The sequence below is a fragment of the Novosphingobium sp. 11B genome (assembly GCF_054589055.1).
In genome coordinates, this window is sequence record NZ_BAAILP010000173.1 from 10517 (window position 1) to 33923 (window position 23407).

Sequence of the window (23407 nt, forward strand, 5' to 3'; positions counted from 1 at the left end):
TCAGCCCAGCAGCGCCGCTTCCTTCTCCGCCAGCAGGCGGTCGATCTCGGCGCGGCTCTTCTTTTCCGCTGCCGTCTTGAGCTGCCCGCAGGCCGCATCGATGTCGCGTCCGCGCGGGGTGCGCACCGGCGCGGAAATGCCGCCCTGGAACACGATCTCGGAGAACGAACGGATGCGCTCGGGCGTCGAGCATTCGTAAGGTGCGCCGGGCCAGGGGTTGAACGGGATCAGGTTCACCTTGGCGGGCAGCTTGTAGTGCTTGAGCAGGCGGACCAGTTCGCGCGCGTCGTCGTCGCTGTCGTTCTTGTCCTTGAGCATCACGTACTCGAAGGTGATGCGCCGGGCGTTGGAGGCGCGCGGATAGTCGGCGCAGGCCTGCAGCAGCTGCTCGATGCCGTACTTCTTGTTCACCGGCACGATCTCGTCGCGCACTTCCTTGGTCACCGCATGGAGCGAGACGGCAAGGTTCACGCCGATCTCCTCACCGCAGCGTTCCATCTGCGGGATCACGCCCGAGGTGGAGAGGGTGATGCGGCGCTTCGACAAGGCGAGGCCGTCACCGTCCATCACCAGCTTGAGCGCATCGCGCACGTTGTCGAAGTTGTAGAGCGGCTCGCCCATGCCCATCATCACGATGTTGGTCAGCAGGCGGCCGCTGGGGTGGTAGCCGCCTTCCTCGTCATCGTCGTCACCGATGTCGTCCATCAATGCGGCGAGGCGGCGACTGTCTTCGGCGTTCTTGGGCCACTCACTGAGCGAATCGCGCGCCAGCATGACCTGGCCGACGATCTCGCCCACGGTCAGGTTGCGCACGAGGCGCATGGTGCCGGTGTGGCAGAAGCGGCAGTTGAGCGTGCAGCCGACCTGCGAAGAGACGCAGAGCGTCCCGCGATCGGCGTCGGGGATGAACACCATCTCGAAGTCGTGCGCGTCCGCCGTGCGCAGCAGCCACTTGCGGGTGCCGTCGCTGGAATGCTGCGCCTCCACGATCTCCGGGCGGCCGATGACGAAGCGTTCCGCCAGCCAGGGGCGCATGGTCTTGGCGATGTCGGTCATCGCCTCGAACTCGGTCACGCCGCGGTGGTAGAGCCAGTGGTAGACCTGCTTGGCGCGCAGCTTGGCGGCCTTCACGTCCAGCCCGGCGCCTTCGAACAGTTCGGCGATGCGCTTCTTGGGCAGGCCGATGAGGTCGATGCGCCCGTCCTCGCGCGGGGTCACGCCGTCCACCAGTGAAGGACGCGCCACGGTCATCGGGTCGACGTTGCCCGGGATCGGCGTGAGGCCGGCGGCGGTCGAGACCGCTGCGGTGGAGATGTGCTGCTCTGACATGATCGGCGGGCATATAGTGCATATCGCCCCGAAACGGAAGATGCCCGCCCGCGCGAGCCTGCGCGAACGGCGAGCGCTTTGTCAGGTTCCCGTCACACATCGCGCCAGATACTCCATCCATCGACGCAGTGTTGCCGAAAAACATCAACGTTTTCGTTGTGTTAGGTTCAGGAAACTCCGGGCGGTCCATCCGCTTTTGACCAGTCCAAGGCGGGGCGACCCGCTTGCTGGAAGCCCGATGGGCAAGCGGGAACAGCCCGCCTCACGGGATCGTTTTTGGAGTACCGTTTATGAAGAAGATCCTTGTTTGTCTCGCCGCAGGAACCGCCATGGCCTCGGCCGCTCCGGCTTTCGCGCAGAACGTCGCACCGGTCGATCCGTTTTCGCAGTTCCACGTCGAGGCGCTGGGCGGCTACGACGCCACCAAGGCGGGGAGCAGCGTTGACGACGACGTCAACGAGGACAACAACAAGACGGTCGACGGGTTCACCTACGGCGTCGGCGCGGGCTACGACTTCCGCGCGGGCAACCTTGTGGTCGGCCCCGAGGCGGAAGTGACCTGGTCCACCGCCAAAACCCGCTTCAACGACGGCGAGTTCGAGGGCTTCGGCCTCGGCAACGTCAAGGCGAACCGTGATCTCTACGTCGGCGCGCGCGTCGGTTACGTGATCAGCCCGAAGACGATGCTCTATGCCAAGGGTGGCTACACGAACGCCAAGTTCGACGTTCGCAGCACCTTCGGCACGGTCGACACCAATCGCGACATCGATGCCGACGGCTGGCGCATCGGTGCGGGCGTCGAACAGGCGGTGACGAACAACGTCTTCGCCAAGATCGAGTACCGCTACTCGAACTACAGCAAGGGCGAGATCGACTACACGAACGAGATCCCCGACAGCCAGCGCTTCAACCTCGACCTCGACCGTCACCAGGTCATGGCGGGCGTGGGCGTGCGCTTCTAAGGTTTCACGACCTCATGGCGAGGGAAGGGCGGGGCCGTGGCTCCGCCCTTCTTCTATCTGAGGCGGGCGCAGCCGATCAGCGCGGCGTCCATGGCGGAAGCGGCCCCGGGCAGGACATACGTATCGCCGAAAGGCAGCCCCCGGTCGTCGCGCGCGCCGATGGTCATCGTGCGGGCAGAGCGCATGGCGGCGCTGATCGCGGCGTTGTCGGCATCGCTGCGCGGCCATGCGTCGCCGCCGCCGCCGGTCAGTTGCAGGCGCCTGTCACCGATGCGAAGGGTGATCACCGCATTCTGCGCGAGCTTGCGCGACAGCCGGAAATGCACCTGCCCACGCGCTCCGCGACTCGGCCACGTGCCGATCGCCGCGTAAGGCTGGTAGTCACGCCGCTTCGCGCTCGGCTCGGCCTTGGCGATGGCGTAGCAGCGCGGGACGAGCGGATCGCGAAAGGCGCCCCAGGTCCCGTAGAGGCCGAGGCTCTCGCGGGCGTGTGCCGAGGGGGCGAGCGCAAGGCAGGTAATGGCTGCCGTTGCAGACAGGATGCGGAGAAATGTCACTCGCGCCTCATCGCATGAAATGGGGTCATGCGACATGCTCAGCGCAGCAGGGCTACAAGGCTGTCCACGCCCCGTTCGAGTCCACCGGCAAAGTCGCCTTGCTTGAAGGTGGGCAACATATCCTGCTCGATGATTTCCTTGCAGCGCGGGTCCGTCAGGGTGCCTTCAAGGCCGTAGCCTACGGATATGCGTACCTTGCGTTCGTTCGGTGCAACCAGCACGACTACGCCGTCATTGTGTCCCTTGCGGCCGATGCCCCAGCGCCGGGCGAGATCGACGGTGTAGAAGAGAATATCCTCGCCGCCCAACGACGGCGTGGTGACGATCACCATCTGATGATGCGTGACCTGCTCAAGAGCCTGCAGGCGGGCGGTGAGGCGTTGCTCTGCGGCGTCGTCCAACACCCCTGCAGCGTCGGTGACGAACCCCGTCTGGACGATGGGCGCACCGAGTTGCCGTGCGTCAGCCGTCGCTGTGTCGGAACGCGTGCCTGCCGGTGCGCCATCGCAGCCGACGGCGAGCAGTGATGCCGCTAGCGTGATCCAGAGTTTCGAGCGGGCCATGCCTTTCAGAACAGGCTCCACAGCGGGTTCTTCGGGTCGGAGAGCAGCTTCACCGTTAGCGCGAACGACATGACGACGAGCAGAGGCCGCACGCCCTTGCCGCCGTAGCGGATCGCGAGGCGCGCGCCGACCTGGTTGCCCGCGACGTTCGCCGCCGCCATGCCCGCGCCCAGTAGCCACAGCACCTTGCCGCCCGCGATCATCGCCAGCAGCCCGGCGACGTTGGTGGACAGGTTCAGGAACTTGGTATTGGCGATCGCGCGCACGAGGCCAAGTCCGCCCAGCGCCACCAGCGCCGTCGTCAGGAACGAGCCGGTGCCGGGGCCGAAGAAGCCGTCGTAGAAACCGATGCCGCTGGTGATCAGCGTCAGCCCCACGCGGCCGACGCGGGCGTGGCGATCGACCTCGCTCATCGGCGGGGCGAGCAGGAAGTAGAGCCCCATCGCGATCAGCAGCACCGGCACGAAGGCGGCGAGGAACTTGGGATCGACGAACTGCACCGCAGTTCCGCCCGCTACCGAGCCGACGAAGGCGCCGAGCGCCGGAAAGGCGAAGGCCTTGAGGTCGACATGCCCGGCGCGGTGGAAGGTCAGGAAGGCGGAGGACGTGCCGATGGTGCTCTGCAGCTTGTTGGTCGCCAGCGCAGAGACGGGCGGTATGCCCGCTGCCATCAGCGCCGGGATCGTCAGCAGCCCGCCGCCGCCCGCCAGCGCGTCGACCCCGCCCGCAAGAAAGGCGATGGCGATGAGGAAGCCGATCGCTTCGACGCTCAACTCCATCATGGGTAGCTCACCGCCATGATCTCCCACTCCTTCTCGCCGGACGGCAGGCGCACGATGCGCAAGTCGCCCACGCCTGCGCCGCGCAGGGCGCGGGCGATCGGGGCGCTCCAGCCGATGCGGCCGGTGGAGGCGTCCTGTTCGTCGTCGCCGACGATGGTGATGGTCAGGCGCTCGTCGTCCTCGTCGGCGAGTTCGACGGTGGCGCCGAAGAAGACTTTGCCGCGCTCGGTCTGGTCGGCCGGATCGACGACCCGCAGCGCCTTCATGCGGCGGGCGAGGAAGGCCAGTTCGCGGTCGATCTCGCGCATACGCTTGCGGCCGTAGAGATAGTCGCCGTTCTCCGAGCGGTCGCCGTTGCCCGCCGCCCACGATACGATCTCCACGATCTCGGGGCGCTCCTTGCCGAGCAGGTGGTCGTAGCGGGCGCGCAAGGCGGCCATGCCAGTGGGAGAGATGGGAGGACCGGCGGGTTTCATGTCGCCGCTGATAGGGCGAGCGGCGCCCGATTAGAAGCGGCGTTTGCGCGTCATCAACCATGCCAGCGCGCAGGTGCCGACGAGCGGGCCGATCCAGTCGATCCACTGGTCCAGCTTGGGCCAGACGCGCAAATCGAACGGCCCCCACCACGGCATGTTCGTGCGCAGGCCGTGGCCGAACTGCTCGATCCAGCGATACTCCGCCTGCGCCGCCTCGCGCCCGATGAAATAGGCGCTGGCGAGTGCCGCGCCGGTCCACCAGTTGCCGGTCAGGCGGGCGACGAGGACCTGCACCGCCAGCGCCAGCAGCAGATGTTCGAGGTACATCACCGGGCGGGCGCAGCGATCAGCCCGGCGCGCGCTTGCCCGGCATCAGTCGCGAGAGCTTGTTCGCGCCGTTGTAGTCCGATTTCTCCGGATACATCGTCTCGTAGACCACGGCGTTCTCCAGCACGCGCTGGACGTAGTTCTTGGTCTCGTAGATCGGAATCTGCTCCAGCCAGTCGAGCCACTCGACGGAGCCGGTGCGCGGATCGCCGTTGGCGCGCAGCCACTTGTTCACGTTGCCGGGACCGGCGTTGTAGGCGGCAATGGCCAGCGGCAGGGCGCCGCCGAAGTAGTCCTTCACGCGGCGGAAGTAGGCGTCGCCCAGCAGGATGTTGTAGCTGGGATCGCTGATTAGCGCGCCTTCGTCATAGGCTAGGCCCATCTTGCCCGCCTGCTCGCGCGCGGTGCCGGGCATCAGCTGCATCAACCCGCGTGCGCCCGCGTGGCTGAGCGCGTTCTGGGCGAACTGGCTTTCCTGCCGGGCGAGGGCGTGCACCATCGTCCAGTCGGTGCCCTGCGGGGTCGGGACCAGCGGGAACGAAATCTTGCCGAACTGGTCGAACCCGCCCGCATGCGCGCTCTGGCCCATGATGACGGCGAGGTCGCGGCGGCCGATCTCACGCGCCAGATCGGCGACGAGCACGTAGTCCTCGGCGGTCTGCGCCTGATTGGAGATCTCGCGGTAGAACTGCACGCCGGTGCGCCAGTCGGCGTCGCGGGCGACGTCGCGCACCGCCCGCGTGATCGGCAGCGAGGCGAACGAGGTGCGCTGGGCCATGCTCGGCACCGCGCTCGGCCGGGTGTCGAGATTGGGGATCGGACGACTCAGCCGTTCGAGCGAAAGCTGGCCGTAGAAGTACTGCGGATACTGCGCCGCCATCTCGAAGTAGCGGTTGGCGCCCGCCGTGTCGCCGCCCATCGCGGCGGCGCGGCCAGCCCAGTAGAAGCCCTTGGAGCGCGTGCCCGGCGTCTGCGCGGCGGCGCCGTAGCGGTAGAACAGCGGTGCGGCCTGACGCGGGCTGGAGAGGCTCCACAATGCCTTGGTCCCGCCCAGCCACATCAGCGTGGTGTAGTCGTCGCGCACCCGGAAGGACTGGCGGCTGACGTCGGTGCCGGGGGCGAAGGCGTCGTCGATCGAGGTGGCGATGCGCACCGCGCTCGATGCGTCGGCGGCTTTCGCGGCGGTGAGCAGTTCGCGCACCCACTGCTCGGGCTGGGCTACCGGGCGCGACAGCGGCGGGCGATTGGCGAGCAGGCTCACCGCACCGGCGCTGTTGCCCGAACGGCGCGCCTGCACCGCGCGGTTGTAGATATAGCCGGGGTCGGACGCGATGCCGGAGGGCAGGCTCATCCCCAGCGTGCCCGGGGCAGAGCCCTGCAGCAGCGTCAGGCGCTCCATGAACTCGGAGCGGCGCGCGGCGGAGACGAAGGAAATCTGCCGCTCGGCCTGCGCGGTTTCGCCCTGCCACAGCAGCGCATCCATGCGCGCGTCGTGATCGGCGGCGGTGAACTGGCCTCGATAAAGGCCGAGGAGGGCGGCCTCGTCCGAATCGATCAGCGCCCCCATGCGCCAGGCGGCGACGGCATTGGTCGCGGCATCCGCGCGGCGCATCGTCGAGAGCGCCACGGCATAGCGGCCCGCCGCGCGGCTGCCGATCGGGGCGAAGCGGTCGAAATAGCAGATCACCGCCTGGGCCGAGGGCGATTCGGTCAGCAGCGCCTTTTCGGCATAGCCCCTGATCTTGTCCTGCTGCGGATAGCCCGGATACGTCAGCAGGAACGAGGTATAGGCGGCGAAGCCCATGCGGTCGTTGGCGCTCAGCAGCTTCCACTGGTCGATCGACTGATGGACGTTCATGTCGTGCGTCTGCATCGACTGCGCCCTTGCCGCATCCCATTCGCGGCCGTCCGGCGTCCCGTAGGGCGACGTTGACTGGGCGAGTGCGGGAACGGCAAAAACGGTGAAAGAAATGCTCAGCAGCAGGTGGGGGGCGCGCAACATGCTGGACATTTTCTCAAGAGGCTCCTTATCAGGCGCTGAACGTGACGTTCGGCAAGCGGGGTTGTTCCCCGGCTGAGCGATCATTGAGCATCGCTAAGAGGTAAAGTCCATGTTCTCCGGCTCGATTCCCGCGCTTGTCACACCGTTTCGCGACGGGGCGTTCGACGAACAGGCTTTCCGCCGCCTCGTCGACTGGCAGATCGAATCGGGCTCCTCCGCGCTCGTCCCCTGCGGCACCACCGGCGAGAACTCGACGCTGTCGAACGCCGAGCACCACCGCGTCATCGAAGTCTGCATCGAGCAGGCGGCGGGCCGCGTGCCGATCATCGCCGGCTGCGGCAGCAACGACACGATGAACGCGCTGCTGCACATGAACTTCTCGAAGAAGTGCGGCGCGGCTGCCGCGCTGCTGGTCGCGCCTTACTACAACCGCCCGAGCCAGGCGGGCCTGCTGGCGCACTTCAGCTACCTTGCCGAGAACAACGACTTGCCGATCGTGCTCTACAACGTGCCCGGCCGCACCGTCACCGACCTGTTGCCCGAGACCGTCTGCGAACTCGCCCGCCGCTTCCCGGGGCGCTTCATCGCGATCAAGGACGCGAGCGGCGACCTCAGCCGCGTGACCGACCACCGCATGGGCATCGGCAAGGACTTTGTGCAGCTTTGCGGCGATGACGAACTGGCCCTGCCGTTCAATGCGGCGGGCGGCGTCGGCTGCATTTCGGTGACCGCCAACGTCGCGCCCGCGCTCTGCGCCGAGTTCCAGGCCGCCTGCGCCGCCAATAATCTGGAGAAGGCGCGCGAGTTGAACGACCGCCTCTACCCGCTGCACTACGCCATGTTCGAGGACAGCTCGCCGGGGCCGTGCAAGTACGCGCTGGCGCAAGTCCACGACTGGATCGAAAACGAACTGCGCCTGCCGCTCGTCACGTGCGGCGAAGCGGCGATGAAGTCCGTGGACGAGGCCTTGGTCCACGCCGGGCTGGTGTAAGGCTTCCGCGGGGCCCCGGCACAAGTCTGGGGCGCCGCGCCTTTTCGCCTCACTCCGCGGGATTATGCTGCTGCACGAAGCGCATCGCCGCTGCCAGCATCTGCTTGCGGGTCTCCTCGCGCGAGAGCCAGTGGTCCTCGCCTGCCAGCGTGACCAGTTCGTAGGGCTTACCGGCATCCTTCAGCGCATCGGCCATGACCAGGCTCTGGCGGTAGGGGACGACCGTATCGTCCTTGCCGTGGATCAGCAGCACAGGCGCATCGGCCCGTGCGGCGAAGCGGCGCGGCGATGCGGCGTCGAAGCCCTTGCGGTCGCCGAGTTGCTCGACCAGTGAACGGCCCAGCATCTTGGACCCCCCGCTTTCGCGAAGATCGGTGTCGTACATCAGCTTGATGTCGGCGACGCCCGCCACCGAGACCGCGCACTTGTAGAGCCCCTGCTGGATCGTCACCCCGGCCAGTGCGGCATAGCCGCCGTAGCTCGCGCCGACGATGCAGGCCCGCTTCGGATCGACGATGCCGCGCCCGGCCAGTTCGGCGAGGCCGTCTGAAATATCGGTCTGCATCTTGCGGCCCCACTCGCCGTCACCGGCATGGCGAAAGGCGTCTCCGCGTCCGGTCGAGCCCCGGAAGTTGGGCTGGAACACTGCATACCCGCGCGAGGCGAAAGCCTGCGCCCACCAGTCGAACGCAGGCTTGTCGTAGGCGGCCGGGCCGCCGTGGGGCAGCACGACGAGCGGCAGTCCCTTGGCCTCGCGTCCCGGTGGCAGCGTGAGGATGCCGTCCATCTCCAGCCCGTCCTGCGCCTTGTAGTCGACGGCCGAGATCGGTCCGACCTGCTCGGGAGCGATGCTTGGCCTTTCGTCGCCGACTGGATCGGCCCGGCGCTGCGCGACGTCGACGAGATACCAGGTGCCGCTGTCCTGGTTGCCGCTGGTGCGCAGCAGGACCTTGGAGAAGCCCGGCGTCCAGTCGATCAGGTCAACCTGCCTGCCCGCGAAGGCCTTGAAGATGCGGGTGATGGCGTGCTGCTGCACAGGATCGTCCATGACCGTGCGCGGCACTTCCTCCATCGTGCGGTAGCCGATGAGGATGCCGGTGGTGCGGTCTACGAAAAGGCGATCGATGGCGATGCCGGGCAGATACTCCTGAGGCGTTCCCCCGGCGAGGGGCACTTCGAACCAATGCTGGACGCCGTCCTTGTCCTCGATCTGGTAGATCACGCTCGCCCCGCCGCGCCCGAAGGCGACGAGGCTGACGTCGCCGGTCGGGTCGACGCCGCGCACCAGTTCCTTTCCGCGCAGCGTGTCGATCGTCCACAGGCCGCTTTCCTCCGCGATGTCGAGCGTGACCGAGACCGTGCCCGAGGCATCGACGAGCCAGTCGCGATAATGGTTTTCCGAGGCAGGAGGAGCGACCACGCGCGGTTTGTTGGTGGCGATGTCGACGGCGTAGAGCGTCGTGCGCCCGTGCTTCCAACTCGGCTCGCCACGGGTGGTGGTGTCGAGTGCGATGCCGCCGAAGAAACCTACCGTGCGCCCGCCGATGGTGCGCAGGCCATAGCGGCCGCGCGTGGCATTCACGATCGCGCGGTTCTTGCCGAAGACCAGCCCGGTCTCGTTCCCCGCCTTGAGCGGGATCAGGACGGTGCCGTTCATCTCCACCTTGTCTGCGGTGAAGCCGAACAGCGGCACGGTGGCGCTGTTGGTGAGGAGCACGGTGTCGGCATCGGCCCAGTCGATCCGCCGTATCTTGTTGGTGCCGCTGGCGGCGTTGAAGCGAACCTTGCCGTCCCGGGTGACCACCAGGATCCGGCGTTCGCCCTGGGACTGGGCGACGCTGGCGATGGAACCGCCGTCAGGCGAGAGGGCGGCATCCTCCACGCGCGGCAGTTCCCCATAGGCATCGAGCGGTGGCGGCTCGACCGTCGCCGCCGAAGCTGCCGGCAGCACTTGCAGGAACAGAAGGGCGGTCGGAACGGCCGCCCGCAGGACTGTGCGCATATGAGAAATTCCCCCGAATTTGCACGCGATATTCCCGCAATTCCGGGCGTTTGCAACGCAAGGTTGATCCGAAAGGCGATGACAATCCGTTAACACCGCCGTTCATTCGCGGGCGCGGCTGTCCATCCGGTTCGGCCGCTTCGTGGCGCGTGGAGGATTTCTCGCGCTGAACCGGATCAAAGGGGCGTTTTCTTTTCGCCGTCTTGTCCCTACATGCGGCTGATCATGGCACGCCCTCAAAACTCCGTATTCGACAAGTTCAAGACCGTTGCGGAAAACCGCAAGGCACGGTTCGACTATTATATCGAGGACAAGTTCGAGGCCGGCATCGCACTCACCGGCACCGAAGTGAAGTCGCTCCGTTTCGGCGAGGGTTCGATCGCTGAATCCTTCGCCGAGATTCGCGGCGGCGAATGCTGGCTGGTCAACGCCAACGTGCCTGAATTCAGCCACGGCAACCGTTTCAACCACACGCCCAAGCGCCCCCGCAAGCTGCTGCTGCACGAACGGGAAATCTCCCGGCTGCAGGGCGCGGTGGAGCGCAAGGGCATGACGCTCGTGCCGCTGTCGATCTACTTCAACAGCCGGGGCCGCGCGAAAGTCGAACTGGCGCTCGCCAAGGGCAAGAACGCCGCCGACAAGCGCCAGACGATCAAGGACCGCGACTGGAAGCGCGACCAGGCCCGCATCATGCGCGACCACGGCTGAGCCGGGATGAGCGCAATCCTCCACCGCATGTCCGTGTGGCTGCACCGGCAGATGCCCACTCACGCCCAGCTTGAGGGGAATCGCTTCACCGCGCCTTTCGCAAGGCGGCAGGAACTGTTCCGCTTTACCCGCCGCTCGGTCCCGCGCGGCATGGCGGTGGGCATGTTCATCGGCATCTTCGCGCTGATTCCGGGCGTACAGATCGTCGGCGCGGCGCTGATGTGCGTGCCGTTTCGCGGCAACATCCCGCTCGCGGCGGCGGTGACCTTCATCTCCAATCCGTTCACGACGCTGCTGATCATCCTCCCGCTCGCGGTCTCGATCGGCAACAGCTTCGGCTATCACGCCGACATCGCCACGGTGAACGCGATGGTGCGCGAAGGCGCGGGTTTCCAGCAATGGTGGCACTGGCTGCTTTCCGATACCGCGCCCGCCGTGGTGATCGGCCTGTTCATCCAGTCGGTCATCGCCGCTTTCGTCAGCTATTTCCTGACCTTGTGGTTCTGGCGCTGGTGGATCGGCCACAAGCACCGCGCTCGCCGCCTGCGGCCGAAACGGGATCGCATTGAAGCCCCCACGGAAACCCCCGCATGAATGAAGTCTCTGCATGAACTCTGGCATACAGCGCCCCGGACTGCGCACTGACGTCCTCGTCGTCGTCGGAGCCCTGCTTCTGAGCGCCGTGCTGATCTGGATCGTCTCGGGCGACGTGCTGCTGATGGCGACGTTCCTCGCCGCGATCCTCGTGTTCGGTGCAGGCGCATGGGCGCTTGCCCGTCGCCGCGCGCCGGCCGCCGAGGTCGAGTTCGCTCAGCCCGACTGGTCCGTCACCGTCGCCGGGATCGAGCGCGCCGACATGGCGATCGCCGTCACCGACCGTGCCGGGCGCCTGACTTGCGCCAATTCCTGTTTCGAGAACTGGTTCGGCCCCGCTGCCGCGCCGCCCAGCCTGCCGGTTCTGCCGATCTCGCTCGAACGCCTCGCCGAAGCCACTCGTCGCGCCTGGCGCGACGGTCACGGCACGGCCGAGATCGCCAACGAGGACGGCGTCCACTGGCGCGCAGACGTGCGCCGCACCGGCAGGGGCGACGATTTCCTCGTCTGGCGCATCGGCGCCATCGGCTCCAGCGACCCGGTCGGCGAACTCGTCGCGCAGCTTGATGGCAAGCTGGGACGCGGCCTTTCCAAGGCGGGCATCGCCGCCGCGCTGGTCGATCCCGACGGCACTATCCGCGCCGCGAGCGCCGGTTTCGCCCTGCGCGCCACCGGTGATGCCCATGCCGACATGACCGGCGCCGACTTCGTCGCGCTGCTCGGGCAGGAGGAGGGCGAGCGGATCGGCTGGGCGCGCGATGGCGGGCGCGGCGGCGCGCTGGTACTCTATCACGTCCCCGTCACCGACCCTGACCGTACCGACGAGGCCGACCCCAACACGACCCCGTCGCTGATGCTCGTGGTCGAGGCCTCGCAGGGCATCGGCACCGGAGGCGGCGGCACCGGCTCCGCGCCGCATCTGGAGGCACTTCTCAGCCAGCTCCCGCTTGGCCTCGCCATGGCCGACCGCGACGGACGCCTCCTCTTCGCCAACCCGGCCTTCATGCGCGCGGCCGGCCACGAAGGGCAGGAGCCGCCGACCTACCCGACCGACCTCGTCGTCAAGGATGACAAGCGCGCGCTGTCCGAAGCGATCCGTCGCTTCGCGCAAGGCCCGGCTGCGGCGGGAGACCTCGCGATCCGTCTGACCAGTCAGCCGGATGATCCCGTCTCGCTCAGCCTCGCGGGCGTGCGCGGCCTTGGCGATGCCGCCGTGTTGCTCGGGCTTACCGATACCTCTGAGGAAATGCGCCTCAAGCGTCAGGTCGCGCAGGCCACCAAGATGCAGGCGGTGGGCCAGCTGGCTGGCGGCGTCGCGCACGATTTCAACAACGTGCTCACCGCGATCCTGGGCACCTGCGACCTCATGCTGATGCGCCATACGCCGGGCGATTCGGACTATGACGACATCCAGCAGATCCGCGCCAACTCCAACCGTGCCGCCTCGCTGACCCGCCAGTTGCTCGCCTTCTCGCGCCAGCAGACCCTGCGGCCCGAGGTAATCCAGGTGCCTGACGTCGTCGCCGACGTCTCGCAGATGCTGCGCCGCCTGATCGGCGAGAAAATCCAGCTTGCCGTCACCCACGACCGCGATCTCGGCCCCGTCCGCGCCGACCCGACGCAGCTCGAGCAGGTCATCGTCAACTTGTGCGTCAACGCCCGCGACGCCATGCAATCGCGCGGCGACGGTGCGGGCAAGCTGACGCTCGCGACCCGCCGCATCACCACCACCGACGTGCGCGCGATGCGGTCCGAGATCATCCCGGCGGGCGAGTACACCGCGCTCATCGTCGAGGATACCGGCGGCGGCATCCCGCCCGAAATCCTCGGCAAGATCTTCGAGCCGTTCTTCACCACCAAGGAGCAGGGCAAGGGCACCGGCCTCGGCCTCTCGACGGTCTACGGCATCGTCAAGCAGTCGGGCGGCTTCATCTTCGCCGAGACCGACGTGGGCCAAAATGGCAAAGGCGGCGGCACGCGCTTCACCGTCTATCTCCCGGTCCACCATGCGACCCCCGGCAGCCTCCCTGAAAAGGCGATCGTCGCCCCCACGCCGCCGCCGACGCAGTGGGCGGGCGGCGGCTCGATCCTGCTGGTCGAGGACGAAGACCCGGTGCGCATCGTCGCCGAACGGGCGCTCACCCGGCAGGGCTACCAGGTCACCTGCGCGCGCGACGGCGAAGAAGGCCTCGAACTGGTGGAGGAGGGCGGCCAGTTCGACCTCGTCGTCTCCGACGTCGTCATGCCCACGCTCGACGGTCCGGCCATGGCGCGCGAGATTCGCCGCTTCGCGCCCGACCTGCCGGTGCTGTTCATGTCGGGCTATGCGGAGGAGCAGCTGCGCAAGCAGATCGGCATCCCCAACGCCTGGTTCATGCCCAAGCCGTTCTCGGTCCAGCAGCTCTCCGAAAAAGTCGGGGAAGTTCTGGCGCAGACCGCCAAGGGCTGATTCCCGCGTTAAAAAACGGAAATCTGCCGAAGTTCCTATCTTGTTCTGGTGGAACGAAGCGAGTACAGGTCGCTTCGTGACGTTGACCTTTCCGGTCAGCTAGGTAGCAGGAGGTAAGTAATATGGCCGCTCAGCTCAAGCTGATCCAGGAAGGCAAGGAAAAGGACTCCATGGACCGTCAGAAGGCGCTCGAAGCCGCGCTCGCACAGATCGACAAGGCGTTCGGCAAGGGCTCCGCGATGAAGCTGGGCTCGAAGGAGACCATGCAGGTCGAAGCGATCTCCACCGGCTCGCTCGGTCTGGATATCGCACTCGGCGTCGGCGGCCTGCCGCGCGGCCGCGTGATCGAGATCTACGGTCCGGAAAGCTCGGGCAAGACCACGCTCGCGCTGCACTGCATCGCCGAAGCGCAGAAGACCGGCGGCACCGCCGCCTTTATCGACGCCGAACACGCGCTCGACCCGGTCTATGCCAAGAAGCTGGGCGTCAACATCGACGAACTGATCGTCTCGCAGCCCGACACCGGTGAGCAGGCGCTGGAAATCGTCGACACGCTGGTGCGCTCGAACGCGATCGACGTGCTGGTGGTCGACTCGGTCGCCGCTCTCGTCCCCCGCGCCGAAATCGAAGGCGAGATGGGCGACAGCCACGTCGGCCTCCAGGCTCGCCTGATGAGCCAGTCGCTGCGCAAGCTGACCGGTTCGATCAGCCGCTCGCGCTGCATGGTGATCTTCATCAACCAGCTGCGCATGAAGATCGGCGTGATGTACGGCAACCCGGAAACGACCACGGGCGGCAACGCGCTCAAGTTCTACGCCTCGGTCCGCCTCGACATCCGCCGCACCGGCGCGATCAAGGACCGCGACGAAGTCGTCGGCAACGCCACCCGCGTCAAGATCGTCAAGAACAAGGTCGCCCCGCCGTTCAAGCAGGTCGAATTCGACATCATGTACGGCGAAGGCGTCTCCAAGATCGGCGAAATCCTCGACCTCGGCGTCAAGGCCGGCCTCGTCGAGAAGTCGGGCGCGTGGTTCAGCTACGATTCGATCCGCATCGGGCAGGGGCGTGAAAACGCCAAGACCTACCTCAAGACCAACCCCGAAGTCTGCGACCGCCTCGAAAAGGCGATCCGCACCAAGACCGACGGATTGGCGGAGGAAATGATGGTCGGACCTTCCGAGGACGACGCCTGATCCGACAACGAACCCCGGCAGGAATGTCGGGGTTTCTTGTTTCGGGAAGAGATTGAAGTATGAATGCGAGGGTTAACACCCTCGCGCTCCCGGGACTGTCGGCCTTGTGCCTTGCAGCTGCCTTGGCTCTGCGGATTAGAGGTGGGACAGGGCCAGGATGGTACCGGCTACTGTCACGGCGGCGCCGATGCTCAGTTGGATGGGATTGGTCAGGCGCCGCAAGGGCAGGGCGAGGGATTGTTCGATCTTGGACATCCTCTGAATATACGACTGAAGCGCTTGCAGTGCTCACGCAGAGAATCGTTCACAGTCATGCGCTTTCCGCGGCGAAGCCGCCTTTCATGTCGAAATGGCCCGCGGCAGCATGATCCACGAAGGCAATGCGCGCCCGGCGCTGCTGCATGCACGACGACGACAGGTAATGGGGGGCAGGGGGGCTATGCTCCCCTGCTTTGTCTTTCCTTCTTCCGTAACCGACCCGCCACTATGGTGCAAAAACCGGCGTATCATCGCAATTCCCGACCAGTCTGACCGCAGACTCCCGCTTGCCGCCGCGCGCGGTGTCCATTATCGGCGCAAATCATGCAGACTACGAACGACATCCGCCGGTCCTTCCTCGACTACTTCGCCAGCAATGGTCATGAGGCCGTGCAGTCCGCGCCGCTCGTTCCTTACAACGACCCGACGCTGATGTTCGTCAATGCGGGCATGGTGCCGTTCAAGAACGTGTTCACCGGCCTGGAAACCCGCGCGACGCCGCGCGCCACTTCGTCGCAGAAGTGCGTGCGCGCGGGCGGCAAGCACAACGATCTCGACAACGTCGGCTACACCGCGCGCCATCACACGTTCTTCGAGATGCTCGGCAATTTCTCGTTCGGCGATTACTTCAAGGAGCAGGCGATCACCCATGCGTGGACGCTGCTGACGAAGGAGTGGGGCCTGCCGGTCGAGAAGCTGCTGGTCACCGTCTATCATACCGACGACGAAGCCTTCGACTTGTGGAAGAAGATCGCCGGTCTGCCCGAGCAGAAGATCATCCGCATCCCGACGAAGGACAACTTCTGGGCGATGGGTGATGAAGGCCCGTGCGGTCCGTGCTCGGAAATCTTCTTCGACCATGGCAACCACATCTGGGGCGGCCCTCCGGGATCGCCGGAAGAGGATGGCGACCGCTTCATCGAGATCTGGAACCTCGTGTTCATGCAGTTCGAGCAGTCTGCGGGCGAGATCGTCGGCAACCTGCCCAAGCCCTCGATCGACACCGGCATGGGTCTGGAGCGCATCTCCGCCGTCATGCAGGGCGTCCACGACAACTACGACATCGACACCTTCAAGGCGCTGATCGCCGCGTCGGAAAGCCTGACCGGCGTTGCCGCCGAGGGTGACACCCGCGCCAGCCACCGCGTGATCGCCGATCACCTGCGCTCGACCAGCTTCCTGCTGGCCGATGGCGTGCTGCCTTCGAACGAGGGCCGCGGCTATGTCCTGCGCCGCATCATGCGCCGCGCCATGCGCCATGCGCACCTGCTGGGCGCGCGCGATCCGCTGATGCACCGTCTGGTGCCTGCGCTGGTCGCCGAGATGGGGCAGGCCTATCCCGAACTCGGCCGGGCTCAGCCGCTGATCGAAGAGACGCTGGAGCGCGAGGAAGTGCAGTTCCGCCGCACCCTGTCGAACGGCATCAAGCTGCTCGACGAGGCGACCGCCGGCATGGGCGAGGGCGGCGAACTTCCGGGCGAAACCGCGTTCAAGCTCTACGACACTTTCGGCTTCCCCTATGACCTGACCGAAGACGCCCTGCGTTCGCGCGGCATCGCCGTCGACAAGGCGGGCTTCGATGCCGCCATGGCGCAGCAGAAGGCCGCCGCGCGCGCTGCGTGGAAGGGCTCGGGCCAGGCCGCCGACAGCGAAGTGTGGTTCGACATCGCCGAGCGCGAAGGCGCCAGCGAATTCACCGGCTACACCTCGACCACCGGCGAAGGCCAGGTCGTGGCGCTGGTGAAGGACGGCAAGGAAGTCCAGTCGGCGAGCGCGGGCGACGCGGTCGTCGTGCTCACCAACCAGACCCCGTTCTACGGCGAATCGGGTGGTCAGGAAGGCGATCGCGGCTCGATCTCCGGCGCGAACGGCCTCAAGATCACCGTGATTGACACCGCCAAGCCGCTCGGCCGCCTGCACGCGATGAGCGGCACGGTCGAGGCGGGCACGATCAAGGTCGGTGATGCCGTCGCCATGACGGTCAACGTCGAGCGCCGCGATGCGGTGCGCGCGAACCACTCGGCGACGCACCTGCTGCATGCGGCGCTGCGCGGCCGTCTGGGCGACCATGTCACGCAGAAGGGCTCGCTGGTCGCGGCCGATCGCCTGCGCTTCGACTTCTCGCACCCCAAGGCGCTGACCGAAGAGGACATCGCCGCGATCGAGGCCGAGGTTAACGCCGAAGTTCGCGCCAACGAACAGGTGCTCACCCGCCTGATGACGCCGGACGATGCCATCGAGGCGGGCGCCATGGCGCTGTTCGGCGAGAAGTACGGCGACGAAGTCCGCGTACTCTCGATGGGCCGCCATTCCGGCGATCGCACCTATTCGGTCGAGCTTTGCGGCGGCACCCACGTGCGCGCCACCGGCGACATCGGCGTGTTCCGCATCGTATCGGAAAGCGCGGTGTCCTCGGGTGTGCGCCGTATCGAGGCGATGACCGGCGAGGGCGCGCGCCAGTGGCTGGTCGGCCGCGAGGATGCGCTCAAGAACGCCGCCAGCCTGCTGCGCACGACGCCGGAGGACGTGGAAGCCCGCGTCGCCGCGCTGCTCGACGAACGCCGCAAGCTGGAGCGCGAACTGGCCGAGGCGAAGAAGGCGCTGGCTCTTGGCGGCGGCGGCGCGAAGGCCGAGGCGGCTGACGAGGATGTAAACGGCGTCAAGTTCTCCGGCCAGGTGCTCGAAGGGCTCGACCCGAAGGAACTGCGCGGGCTACTCGATCAGGCCAAGCAGCGCCTCGGTTCGGGCGTGGCGGCGATCGTCGCGGTGAACGAGGGCAAGGCGAGCATCGCCGCTGCCGTCACTGAAGACCTCACCGGCACCGTCAGCGCCGTGGAACTCGTGCGCAAGGGCGTCGAGGCGCTTGGCGGCAAGGGCGGCGGCGGCCGCGCCGACATGGCGCAGGGCGGCGGTCCCGACGGTGACAAGGCGGCGGACGCCATCGCGGCGGTGAAGGCGGCGCTGGCGGGGTGATCCTGAAGGAGGGCGCCCGCAAGACTCTGGCCTTTGCAGGCTGCGGGTTCTGGCTGGCGTCCTCGTTCATGCCTTTCTTCGGTGGCTTGGCGAAGCATCAGGTTCAGTGTCGCGGGCGGAGCTTCACCGGCGATTTCGACGACTGCTTCAACGATTACATCCCGCTTCTGGAGCTTTCGGCGCCGTTGTTCGTACTGGCGGGGCTCTATATCTTCATGCGTCTGGCTTTTGCGATATGGTCGCCGGAGCCGGGCAATCGCCGGATGCGGTGGCGTCTTGCCCCGAAAGACTACCATACCGGATATGCCGCGCTGGCGGTCATGGGCGGCCTTTGGGCATTCTGGAGGGCTGCACTCTATCCGCTCGATGGTGTGACGGCGCCGTTCATGGGATTCTGGCTGGGTTTCGCCATCTGGTTCCTCGCCGGAGCATGGTGCGCATGGCAGGCCGGGGCGGACGAGGCGTCGTCCCGGACTTGATCCGGGACCGGTGGCGGGCTTTAGGTGAGGCCGGGCTGCGCGCGCGGCAAGGTGGGTCGTTCACGGCCAACGGTCCCGGGTCAAGCCCGGGATGACGGGAGATGACATGGAGCCGATTGCCCGGATCGTCGCCGATATCGCCGAGGAAATGCGCGGCATTGCCGAGCGCGGCACCGTCGCCTCCTATATTCCGCCGCTCGCGTCGGTTCCGGCCGACAAGTTCGGCATCGCCGTGGTCATGGCCGACGGCACGGTTCACGCCGCAGGCGATGCGGACGAGGCGTTTTCGATCCAGTCGATCTCCAAGGTCTTCGCGCTGACGCTGGCATTGGGCGCGGTGGGGGACCAGTTGTGGAACCGGGTGGGCCGCGAGCCTTCGGGGTCGGCGTTCAACTCCATCGTGCAGCTGGAAACCGAGCACGGGATCCCGCGCAATCCCTTCATCAACGCCGGGGCTATCGTGGTGTGCGATGTGCTCCTTGGCCGGTTGCAGCCGCGCGAGGCGATCGGGCAGATGCTGCGTTTCGTGCGCGAACTGGCGGGCGACGACGATACGATCCACATAGACGAGACGGTCGCCCGCGCCGAGCAGGAGACCGGCTTTCGCAACATGGCGCTGGCCAATTACATGCGCGCCTTCGGGAACATCCATGGCGACGTGGAACTGGTGCTGGGCACCTATTTCCACTTCTGCGCGCTGGCGATGAGCTGTCGGCAGTTGGCAATGGCGGGGCGCTTCCTGATGGGGGACGGGCGTGTGGAGGGGCACCGGGTGGTCACTGCACGGCGGGCGCGGCGCATCAATGCGCTGATGATGTCCTGCGGGCATTACGACAATTCGGGCGACTTCGCCTATCGCATCGGCCTGCCGGGCAAGTCGGGGGTCGGGGGCGGCATCCTTTCGGTGGCTCCGGGGATCGCCAGCATTGCGGTGTGGTCGCCGGGGCTGAACGAAGCGGGCAACTCGCACCTCGGGCAACTGGCGCTGGAGCAGCTTGTCCACCGCACGGGATGGTCGGTGTTCGAGCCGAGGGGATAGGCGCCAAGCCAGACCCTTAGACAAGCTGAGGGCGAGCGGACGTTATTGTGAGAACCTCTCAAATCCGCTCAGGCTGAGCTTGTCGAAGCCCCGGCTGCGCATGCAGCGGTTAATGCCTCCGATGCGCCGAAAGGCAGGTGACCACGCTCGCCACTACCAGCGCGAAGGCCGCCAGTTCCATCGGCGTCGGCAGGCGACCTTCCCATGCGAAGCCGTAGATCAGCGCGAACAGCGTTTCGAACAGGATCATCTGGCCGACGAGGGTGAGTGGCAGCAGGCGGCTCATCCGGTTCCACAGCGCATTGCCGAGAATCGAGGCCAGGAGCGCGACGGCGACGCAGACGGCCGCGAAAGTCAGCCATTCGGGGGCCGGGCGGCGCCAGTCCTCCAGCACGAGCGAGACGGGGAGGAGGAGCAGGGCCTGCGCTCCGGTGACGAGGCCGGTCAGCAGGTTCCACTCATGGACTGAGACTTTGGTACGCACGAGGCAGCGGGCATTGCCAATCGCAAACGTGGTCCACGAGGCGAGGGCACCGATGGCGCAGGCGAGGCCGGTCAGTTGCGCAGTCGTCGATCCGGAGGCGGGCGAGGCCAGCGACTGCCAGCCGATGCAGACCGCTCCTCCGGCGCAGAGCAGCAGCGAGGGCGCGAGGCGGCGCAGTGGTACGGCACCATGGTCGCGGCTGCCCACGATGGTCACCGCTACGGGCAGGAAGCCGATCACTAGCGAGCTCATCGCGACCCCGCCCGATTGCACGGCGCTGGCGAGGAACACGAAGTAGGCGGTGTTGCCGAGCAGGGCGAGCCAGGCAAGGCTCCACCACTCGCGGCGGGTCAGCGCGGCGAAGACCTGGCGGCGGCGCGGCGCGATCAGCACCGCCGATGCGGCTCCGTAGCACAAGTAGCGGCCGATGCTCAGCTGGAGGGGGGAGAAGCTGCCCGCCAGTTCGGGGGCGAGGAACACGAGGCCCCACAAGGCACCCGCGCCGATGCCGCAGAGCACGCCGGTCAGGCGGTTGTCAGTGGGGATTGCCGTGCCTGTGGTCATCGTGTGGTAGCTTTATGTGCCGCTGAGTGCCGTTATGTGCCGTGAGCGAATATCACCTGGACAGCGGGTTGTGCGCTCTTGATTTGGCCGCGAAACGCAACAAAAACTCGCATATGCCCAAGAAGACCGCCCCGCTCGACGCCTTCGACCGTGAAATCCTGCGAATCCTGCAGCGTGACAACAAGACGCCGCAGCGCGCGATCGGGGAAGCGGTGAACCTCTCGGCGGCGGCGGTGCAGCGGCGAATCGCGGCGATGGAGCAGTCGGGCACGATCGCCGCCAACGTCGCGCTGGTCGATCCGGCGGCGCTCTCGCTGACGGTCACCGCGATCGTCGAGGTGTTCCTGCGCGACGAGCGCACCGCCAGTATCGATCGCGCCAAGGCGCTGTTCCGCGAGACTTCCGAAGTGCAGCAATGCTACTACACGACCGGCGGCACCAGCTTCGTTCTGGTGATCGTCACTACGGACATGAGCGCCTATGAAGTGTTGACGCGGCGGCTGTTTTCCGACCACGAATGGGTGGCTAGCTTCCGCACGCTGATCGCCCTCGACCGGGTCAAGGGCGGTGCGGAAGTGGTTGTTCCCTAAGCTCTTTCCGCCTCACGCAGCTGGCCGGATTTCAGCGAGGGCTTCTCCGAAAGGCCGCCGCGTTCCATGATCATCTCGCGGAATTCGTCGCGCTTTTCGTGGATCGAGGCGATGATCGGTCCCATCGCGACGCCGGTTTCGACGAGCGCGGCCTCGGAAAGCTGCAGCGAACTTTCCAGCGTTTCGGGCACGGCATAGCTGGCTCCGGCACGGTAGAGCTGGGCGGCGTGGTCGGCGTCGCGGGCGCGGGCGAGAATCGGAAGGTCCGGGAACTGCTGGCGCAGCTTGCGCACGATGCGCTGGGCGGTGACGGGCTCGTCCATGGTGAGGATCACCGCCGCCGCGTCCGCGGCGCCGAGCCGCACCAGGGCGTCGCCGCGACCCGCGTTACCGAAGGCGACGGTGTAGCCGAGGCGCCGGCCGTGGGCGACGAGGTCGGCGTCGCTGTCGATCGCGAGATAGGGCCGCCCGTGCCGGGTCAGCATGTCGGCAACGAGGTGGCCGACGCGGCCGAATCCGACGATCAGCGTGCGCGGCCGCGTGGCATCGTCGGCGGGACGGTGCGGCGTCTCGGCCCCGTCCACGCGCTTGCCCATGACCTTGCCGGCCATTGCCAGGAGCGGGGTCACCGTCAGGCCGAGCGCGGTGACGATCTGCCAGAACTGCGCCGTGCCGGGCTGGATCAACTGGGCGGTGCTGGCCGCGGTCAGCACGATCAGCGTAGTCTCCGAAGGGCTCGACATGAGGATGCCCGCTTCGGTCGCAGTGCCGCGCCGGGCGCCCATCACCCGCAGCATCACGCCCGTCACCACCGATTTGAGCACGATGACCACGACCGTCGCGATCAGGATCGAGGCGAGGTTTTCCCAGACGACATAGAGGTCGATGCTCATGCCGATGGTGATCAGGAAGACGCCGAGGGCGAGGCCCTTGAACGGTTCGGTGATCTGCTCGACCTCGGAATGGTACTCGGTCTCGGCGATCAGGAGCCCGGCGACGAGGGCGCCGACTATGGGGGAAAGCCCGGCGGCGGCGGTTGCCAGCGAGGCGACGATCACCACCAGCAAACTCGCGGCGAGGAACAGTTCGGGGCTCTTGGTGCGAGCGGCCTGCGCGAACAGTGGCGGCAGCAGGTAGCGGCCGAAGATCAGCAGGCCGCCGACCACCACGGTGCCCCATAACAGGGTGTTGAGCAGGTCGCTGACACCGTCCCCGGTGTGCGGGCCGAGCGCGCCGAGCAGGAAGATGATGGGGACGAGGGCGATATCCTCGAACAGCAGCATCGCCAGTGCGGCCTTGCCGACCGGCGTTGTCGTCTCGGTGATCTTGAGCACCAGTGCGGTGGACGACAGCGCGAGCGCGAGACCCAGCGCCATGGCGCCCGAGAAGCTCTGGCCGATCGCCGCAAGGATGAAGGTCAGCGAGGCGGCGATGACGATCAGTTCGAGCGAGCCCAGCCCGAAGACCATGCGCCGCATCTCCCACAGGCGGGCGAAGGACAGCTCCAGACCGATCGAGAACAGCAGCAGGATGATGCCGAATTCGGCGAAGATATCCAGCCCGTCCGGGTCGGTGATGGTGATGTAATGCAGCCAGCGATGGTCGAACACATGGCGGCCGAGCCCGAACGGACCGACCAGCAGGCCGACGAGAATGAAGCCGATGACGGGCGTGATGCGGAACCGGTTGAACACCGGGATGACGATGCCTGCCGCGCCCAGGATCACCAGGGCGTCGGACATCATCGGGGAATAGAGATCGCTGCTGCCTGCCATGCGGGAAGCCTAGAGGTTGTAGCGGCTTGCGACAATTGCGCTGTCCACTCTTGCGCAACTTCACTTGGCGTTCAGCGAAGCGCTGGTTATAGACCCGTCCATGTTCGCACGCTCGTCGCTCAAGACCGCCATCCTCGCCGCCGCTACCGGGGCGATCGTTCTCACTGCCGGTTGCGGGGGACGGGCGAAGAATCGCGATACCGCCTACGTCGCGCGCGACGTCGATACGCTCTACGCTGCGGCTCAGCAGCGCCTGGAAACCGGGCGCACCAAGCAGGCCGCCGCGCTGTTCGACGAAGTCGAGCGCCAG

The 23407-nt window shown here is 66.7% G+C and carries 20 protein-coding genes and 1 pseudogene; 11 read left to right on the forward strand and 10 right to left on the reverse strand.

Annotated features, from left to right (window positions below):
- Window positions 1–1329 carry a 23S rRNA (adenine(2503)-C(2))-methyltransferase RlmN gene (gene rlmN / locus ACYPYD_RS16190; RefSeq protein WP_069708041.1) on the reverse strand — a complete coding sequence of 443 codons (1329 nt, stop codon included), beginning with the start codon at window positions 1327–1329 and terminating at the stop codon, window positions 1–3.
- Window positions 1330–1619: 290 nt separating this feature from the next.
- Between rlmN and ACYPYD_RS16195 the strand changes: the two genes are divergently transcribed.
- Window positions 1620–2291, forward strand: coding sequence for an outer membrane protein (locus tag ACYPYD_RS16195; RefSeq protein WP_037520291.1), 672 nt, complete (start codon window positions 1620–1622; stop codon window positions 2289–2291).
- A gap of 53 nt (window positions 2292–2344) precedes the next feature.
- Here the strand turns inward: ACYPYD_RS16195 and ACYPYD_RS16200 are convergent, their stop codons facing one another.
- From ACYPYD_RS16200 to ACYPYD_RS16225, 6 genes are read right to left on the reverse strand one after another with little or no spacing between them, the layout of a single operon-like run.
- The gene (locus ACYPYD_RS16200) at window positions 2345–2848 is read right to left on the reverse strand and encodes a hypothetical protein (protein ID WP_459664181.1); all 504 of its coding nucleotides are present in this window, start codon (window positions 2846–2848) and stop codon (window positions 2345–2347) included.
- A 38-nt stretch (window positions 2849–2886) separates the two neighbouring features.
- Window positions 2887–3432 (reverse strand): TPM domain-containing protein, encoded by a 546-nt coding sequence (locus ACYPYD_RS16205; protein ID WP_459664183.1) that lies wholly within the window; start codon window positions 3430–3432, stop codon window positions 2887–2889.
- Window positions 3417–4193: a TSUP family transporter gene (locus ACYPYD_RS16210; RefSeq protein WP_231958202.1), complete on the reverse strand. Its 777-nt coding sequence runs from the start codon at window positions 4191–4193 to the stop codon at window positions 3417–3419. The genes ACYPYD_RS16205 and ACYPYD_RS16210 overlap by 16 nt, the downstream gene beginning before the upstream one ends.
- Window positions 4190–4669, reverse strand: coding sequence for a transcription elongation factor GreB (gene greB, locus ACYPYD_RS16215; RefSeq protein WP_036523799.1), 480 nt, complete (start codon window positions 4667–4669; stop codon window positions 4190–4192). Before greB ends, ACYPYD_RS16210 begins: the two co-directional genes overlap by 4 nt.
- 30 nt (window positions 4670–4699) lie before the next feature.
- On the reverse strand, window positions 4700–4996 hold the full coding sequence (locus ACYPYD_RS16220; RefSeq protein ID WP_285020311.1) for a hypothetical protein: 297 nt from the start codon (window positions 4994–4996) through the stop codon (window positions 4700–4702).
- Window positions 4997–5015: 19 nt separating this feature from the next.
- The gene (locus ACYPYD_RS16225; RefSeq protein ID WP_459664184.1) at window positions 5016–7007 is read right to left on the reverse strand and encodes a lytic transglycosylase domain-containing protein; all 1992 of its coding nucleotides are present in this window, start codon (window positions 7005–7007) and stop codon (window positions 5016–5018) included.
- Window positions 7008–7107: 100 nt separating this feature from the next.
- On the opposite strand from ACYPYD_RS16225, the gene dapA reads away from it, so the two are divergent.
- A complete protein-coding gene (gene dapA / locus ACYPYD_RS16230) occupies window positions 7108–7989 on the forward strand; it encodes a 4-hydroxy-tetrahydrodipicolinate synthase (RefSeq protein ID WP_459664186.1) in 882 nt (293 codons plus the stop codon).
- 49 nt (window positions 7990–8038) lie between these two features.
- Here the strand turns inward: dapA and ACYPYD_RS16235 are convergent, their stop codons facing one another.
- Window positions 8039–9991, reverse strand: coding sequence for an alpha/beta hydrolase family protein (locus tag ACYPYD_RS16235; RefSeq protein WP_459664189.1), 1953 nt, complete (start codon window positions 9989–9991; stop codon window positions 8039–8041).
- 225 nt (window positions 9992–10216) lie between these two features.
- Between ACYPYD_RS16235 and smpB the strand changes: the two genes are divergently transcribed.
- From smpB to ACYPYD_RS16270, 7 genes are all read left to right on the forward strand, one after another.
- On the forward strand, window positions 10217–10699 hold the full coding sequence (gene smpB, locus ACYPYD_RS16240) for an SsrA-binding protein SmpB (RefSeq protein WP_008831278.1): 483 nt from the start codon (window positions 10217–10219) through the stop codon (window positions 10697–10699).
- Window positions 10700–10705: 6 nt separating this feature from the next.
- Entirely contained in the window at window positions 10706–11293 is a 588-nt protein-coding gene (locus ACYPYD_RS16245; protein ID WP_271181193.1) for a DUF2062 domain-containing protein, read from the forward strand.
- 13 nt (window positions 11294–11306) lie between these two features.
- Complete coding sequence (locus ACYPYD_RS16250; protein WP_459664191.1) at window positions 11307–13742, forward strand: hybrid sensor histidine kinase/response regulator; 2436 nt, start codon at window positions 11307–11309, stop codon at window positions 13740–13742.
- 122 nt (window positions 13743–13864) lie between these two features.
- On the forward strand, window positions 13865–14935 hold the full coding sequence (gene recA, locus ACYPYD_RS16255; RefSeq protein ID WP_008831281.1) for a recombinase RecA: 1071 nt from the start codon (window positions 13865–13867) through the stop codon (window positions 14933–14935).
- 582 nt (window positions 14936–15517) lie between these two features.
- A complete protein-coding gene (alaS, locus tag ACYPYD_RS16260) occupies window positions 15518–18166 on the forward strand; it encodes an alanine--tRNA ligase (RefSeq protein ID WP_459664194.1) in 2649 nt (882 codons plus the stop codon).
- Entirely contained in the window at window positions 18163–18645 is a 483-nt protein-coding gene (locus tag ACYPYD_RS16265) for a hypothetical protein (RefSeq protein ID WP_069708032.1), read from the forward strand. The genes alaS and ACYPYD_RS16265 overlap by 4 nt, the downstream gene beginning before the upstream one ends.
- A gap of 106 nt (window positions 18646–18751) precedes the next feature.
- A complete protein-coding gene (locus tag ACYPYD_RS16270; RefSeq protein ID WP_459664196.1) occupies window positions 18752–19684 on the forward strand; it encodes a glutaminase in 933 nt (310 codons plus the stop codon).
- A gap of 109 nt (window positions 19685–19793) precedes the next feature.
- On the opposite strand, the gene ACYPYD_RS16275 is transcribed toward ACYPYD_RS16270, so the two are convergent.
- Window positions 19794–20732 carry a DMT family transporter gene (locus ACYPYD_RS16275; RefSeq protein WP_459664198.1) on the reverse strand — a complete coding sequence of 313 codons (939 nt, stop codon included), beginning with the start codon at window positions 20730–20732 and terminating at the stop codon, window positions 19794–19796.
- Between the two features lie 113 nt (window positions 20733–20845).
- Between ACYPYD_RS16275 and ACYPYD_RS16280 the strand changes: the two genes are divergently transcribed.
- A complete protein-coding gene (locus ACYPYD_RS16280) occupies window positions 20846–21322 on the forward strand; it encodes an Lrp/AsnC family transcriptional regulator (protein ID WP_459664200.1) in 477 nt (158 codons plus the stop codon).
- Here ACYPYD_RS16280 and ACYPYD_RS16285 read toward each other — a convergent pair.
- Window positions 21319–23097, reverse strand: a complete 1779-nt coding sequence (locus tag ACYPYD_RS16285) for a cation:proton antiporter domain-containing protein (RefSeq protein WP_211150284.1) — start codon at window positions 23095–23097, stop codon at window positions 21319–21321. The two genes, ACYPYD_RS16280 and ACYPYD_RS16285, sit on opposite strands and share 4 nt — an antisense overlap.
- A gap of 100 nt (window positions 23098–23197) precedes the next feature.
- Between ACYPYD_RS16285 and ACYPYD_RS16290 the strand changes: the two are divergent.
- Window positions 23198–23407: pseudogene (locus tag ACYPYD_RS16290) on the forward strand (outer membrane protein assembly factor BamD); the annotation flags it as partial.

Excerpts from the sequence above, each read along its gene's own strand:
- greB (WP_036523799.1), bottom strand. The coding sequence starts at position 4,669 with ATGAAACCCGCCGGTCCTCCCATCTCTCCCACTGGCATGGCCGCCTTG.
- ACYPYD_RS16270 (WP_459664196.1), top strand. The coding sequence starts at position 18,752 with ATGGAGCCGATTGCCCGGATCGTCGCCGATATCGCCGAGGAAATGCGC.
- rlmN (WP_069708041.1), bottom strand. The coding sequence starts at position 1,329 with ATGTCAGAGCAGCACATCTCCACCGCAGCGGTCTCGACCGCCGCCGGC.
- ACYPYD_RS16225 (WP_459664184.1), bottom strand. The coding sequence starts at position 7,007 with ATGTCCAGCATGTTGCGCGCCCCCCACCTGCTGCTGAGCATTTCTTTC.
- alaS (WP_459664194.1), top strand. The coding sequence starts at position 15,518 with ATGCAGACTACGAACGACATCCGCCGGTCCTTCCTCGACTACTTCGCC.
- ACYPYD_RS16210 (WP_231958202.1), bottom strand. The coding sequence starts at position 4,193 with ATGATGGAGTTGAGCGTCGAAGCGATCGGCTTCCTCATCGCCATCGCC.
- ACYPYD_RS16275 (WP_459664198.1), bottom strand. The coding sequence starts at position 20,732 with ATGACCACAGGCACGGCAATCCCCACTGACAACCGCCTGACCGGCGTG.
- ACYPYD_RS16220 (WP_285020311.1), bottom strand. The coding sequence starts at position 4,996 with ATGTACCTCGAACATCTGCTGCTGGCGCTGGCGGTGCAGGTCCTCGTC.
- ACYPYD_RS16245 (WP_271181193.1), top strand. The coding sequence starts at position 10,706 with ATGAGCGCAATCCTCCACCGCATGTCCGTGTGGCTGCACCGGCAGATG.
- ACYPYD_RS16195 (WP_037520291.1), top strand. The coding sequence starts at position 1,620 with ATGAAGAAGATCCTTGTTTGTCTCGCCGCAGGAACCGCCATGGCCTCG.
- ACYPYD_RS16250 (WP_459664191.1), top strand. The coding sequence starts at position 11,307 with ATGAACTCTGGCATACAGCGCCCCGGACTGCGCACTGACGTCCTCGTC.
- dapA (WP_459664186.1), top strand. The coding sequence starts at position 7,108 with ATGTTCTCCGGCTCGATTCCCGCGCTTGTCACACCGTTTCGCGACGGG.
- smpB (WP_008831278.1), top strand. The coding sequence starts at position 10,217 with ATGGCACGCCCTCAAAACTCCGTATTCGACAAGTTCAAGACCGTTGCG.
- ACYPYD_RS16285 (WP_211150284.1), bottom strand. The coding sequence starts at position 23,097 with ATGGCAGGCAGCAGCGATCTCTATTCCCCGATGATGTCCGACGCCCTG.
- recA (WP_008831281.1), top strand. The coding sequence starts at position 13,865 with ATGGCCGCTCAGCTCAAGCTGATCCAGGAAGGCAAGGAAAAGGACTCC.
- ACYPYD_RS16235 (WP_459664189.1), bottom strand. The coding sequence starts at position 9,991 with ATGCGCACAGTCCTGCGGGCGGCCGTTCCGACCGCCCTTCTGTTCCTG.
- ACYPYD_RS16280 (WP_459664200.1), top strand. The coding sequence starts at position 20,846 with ATGCCCAAGAAGACCGCCCCGCTCGACGCCTTCGACCGTGAAATCCTG.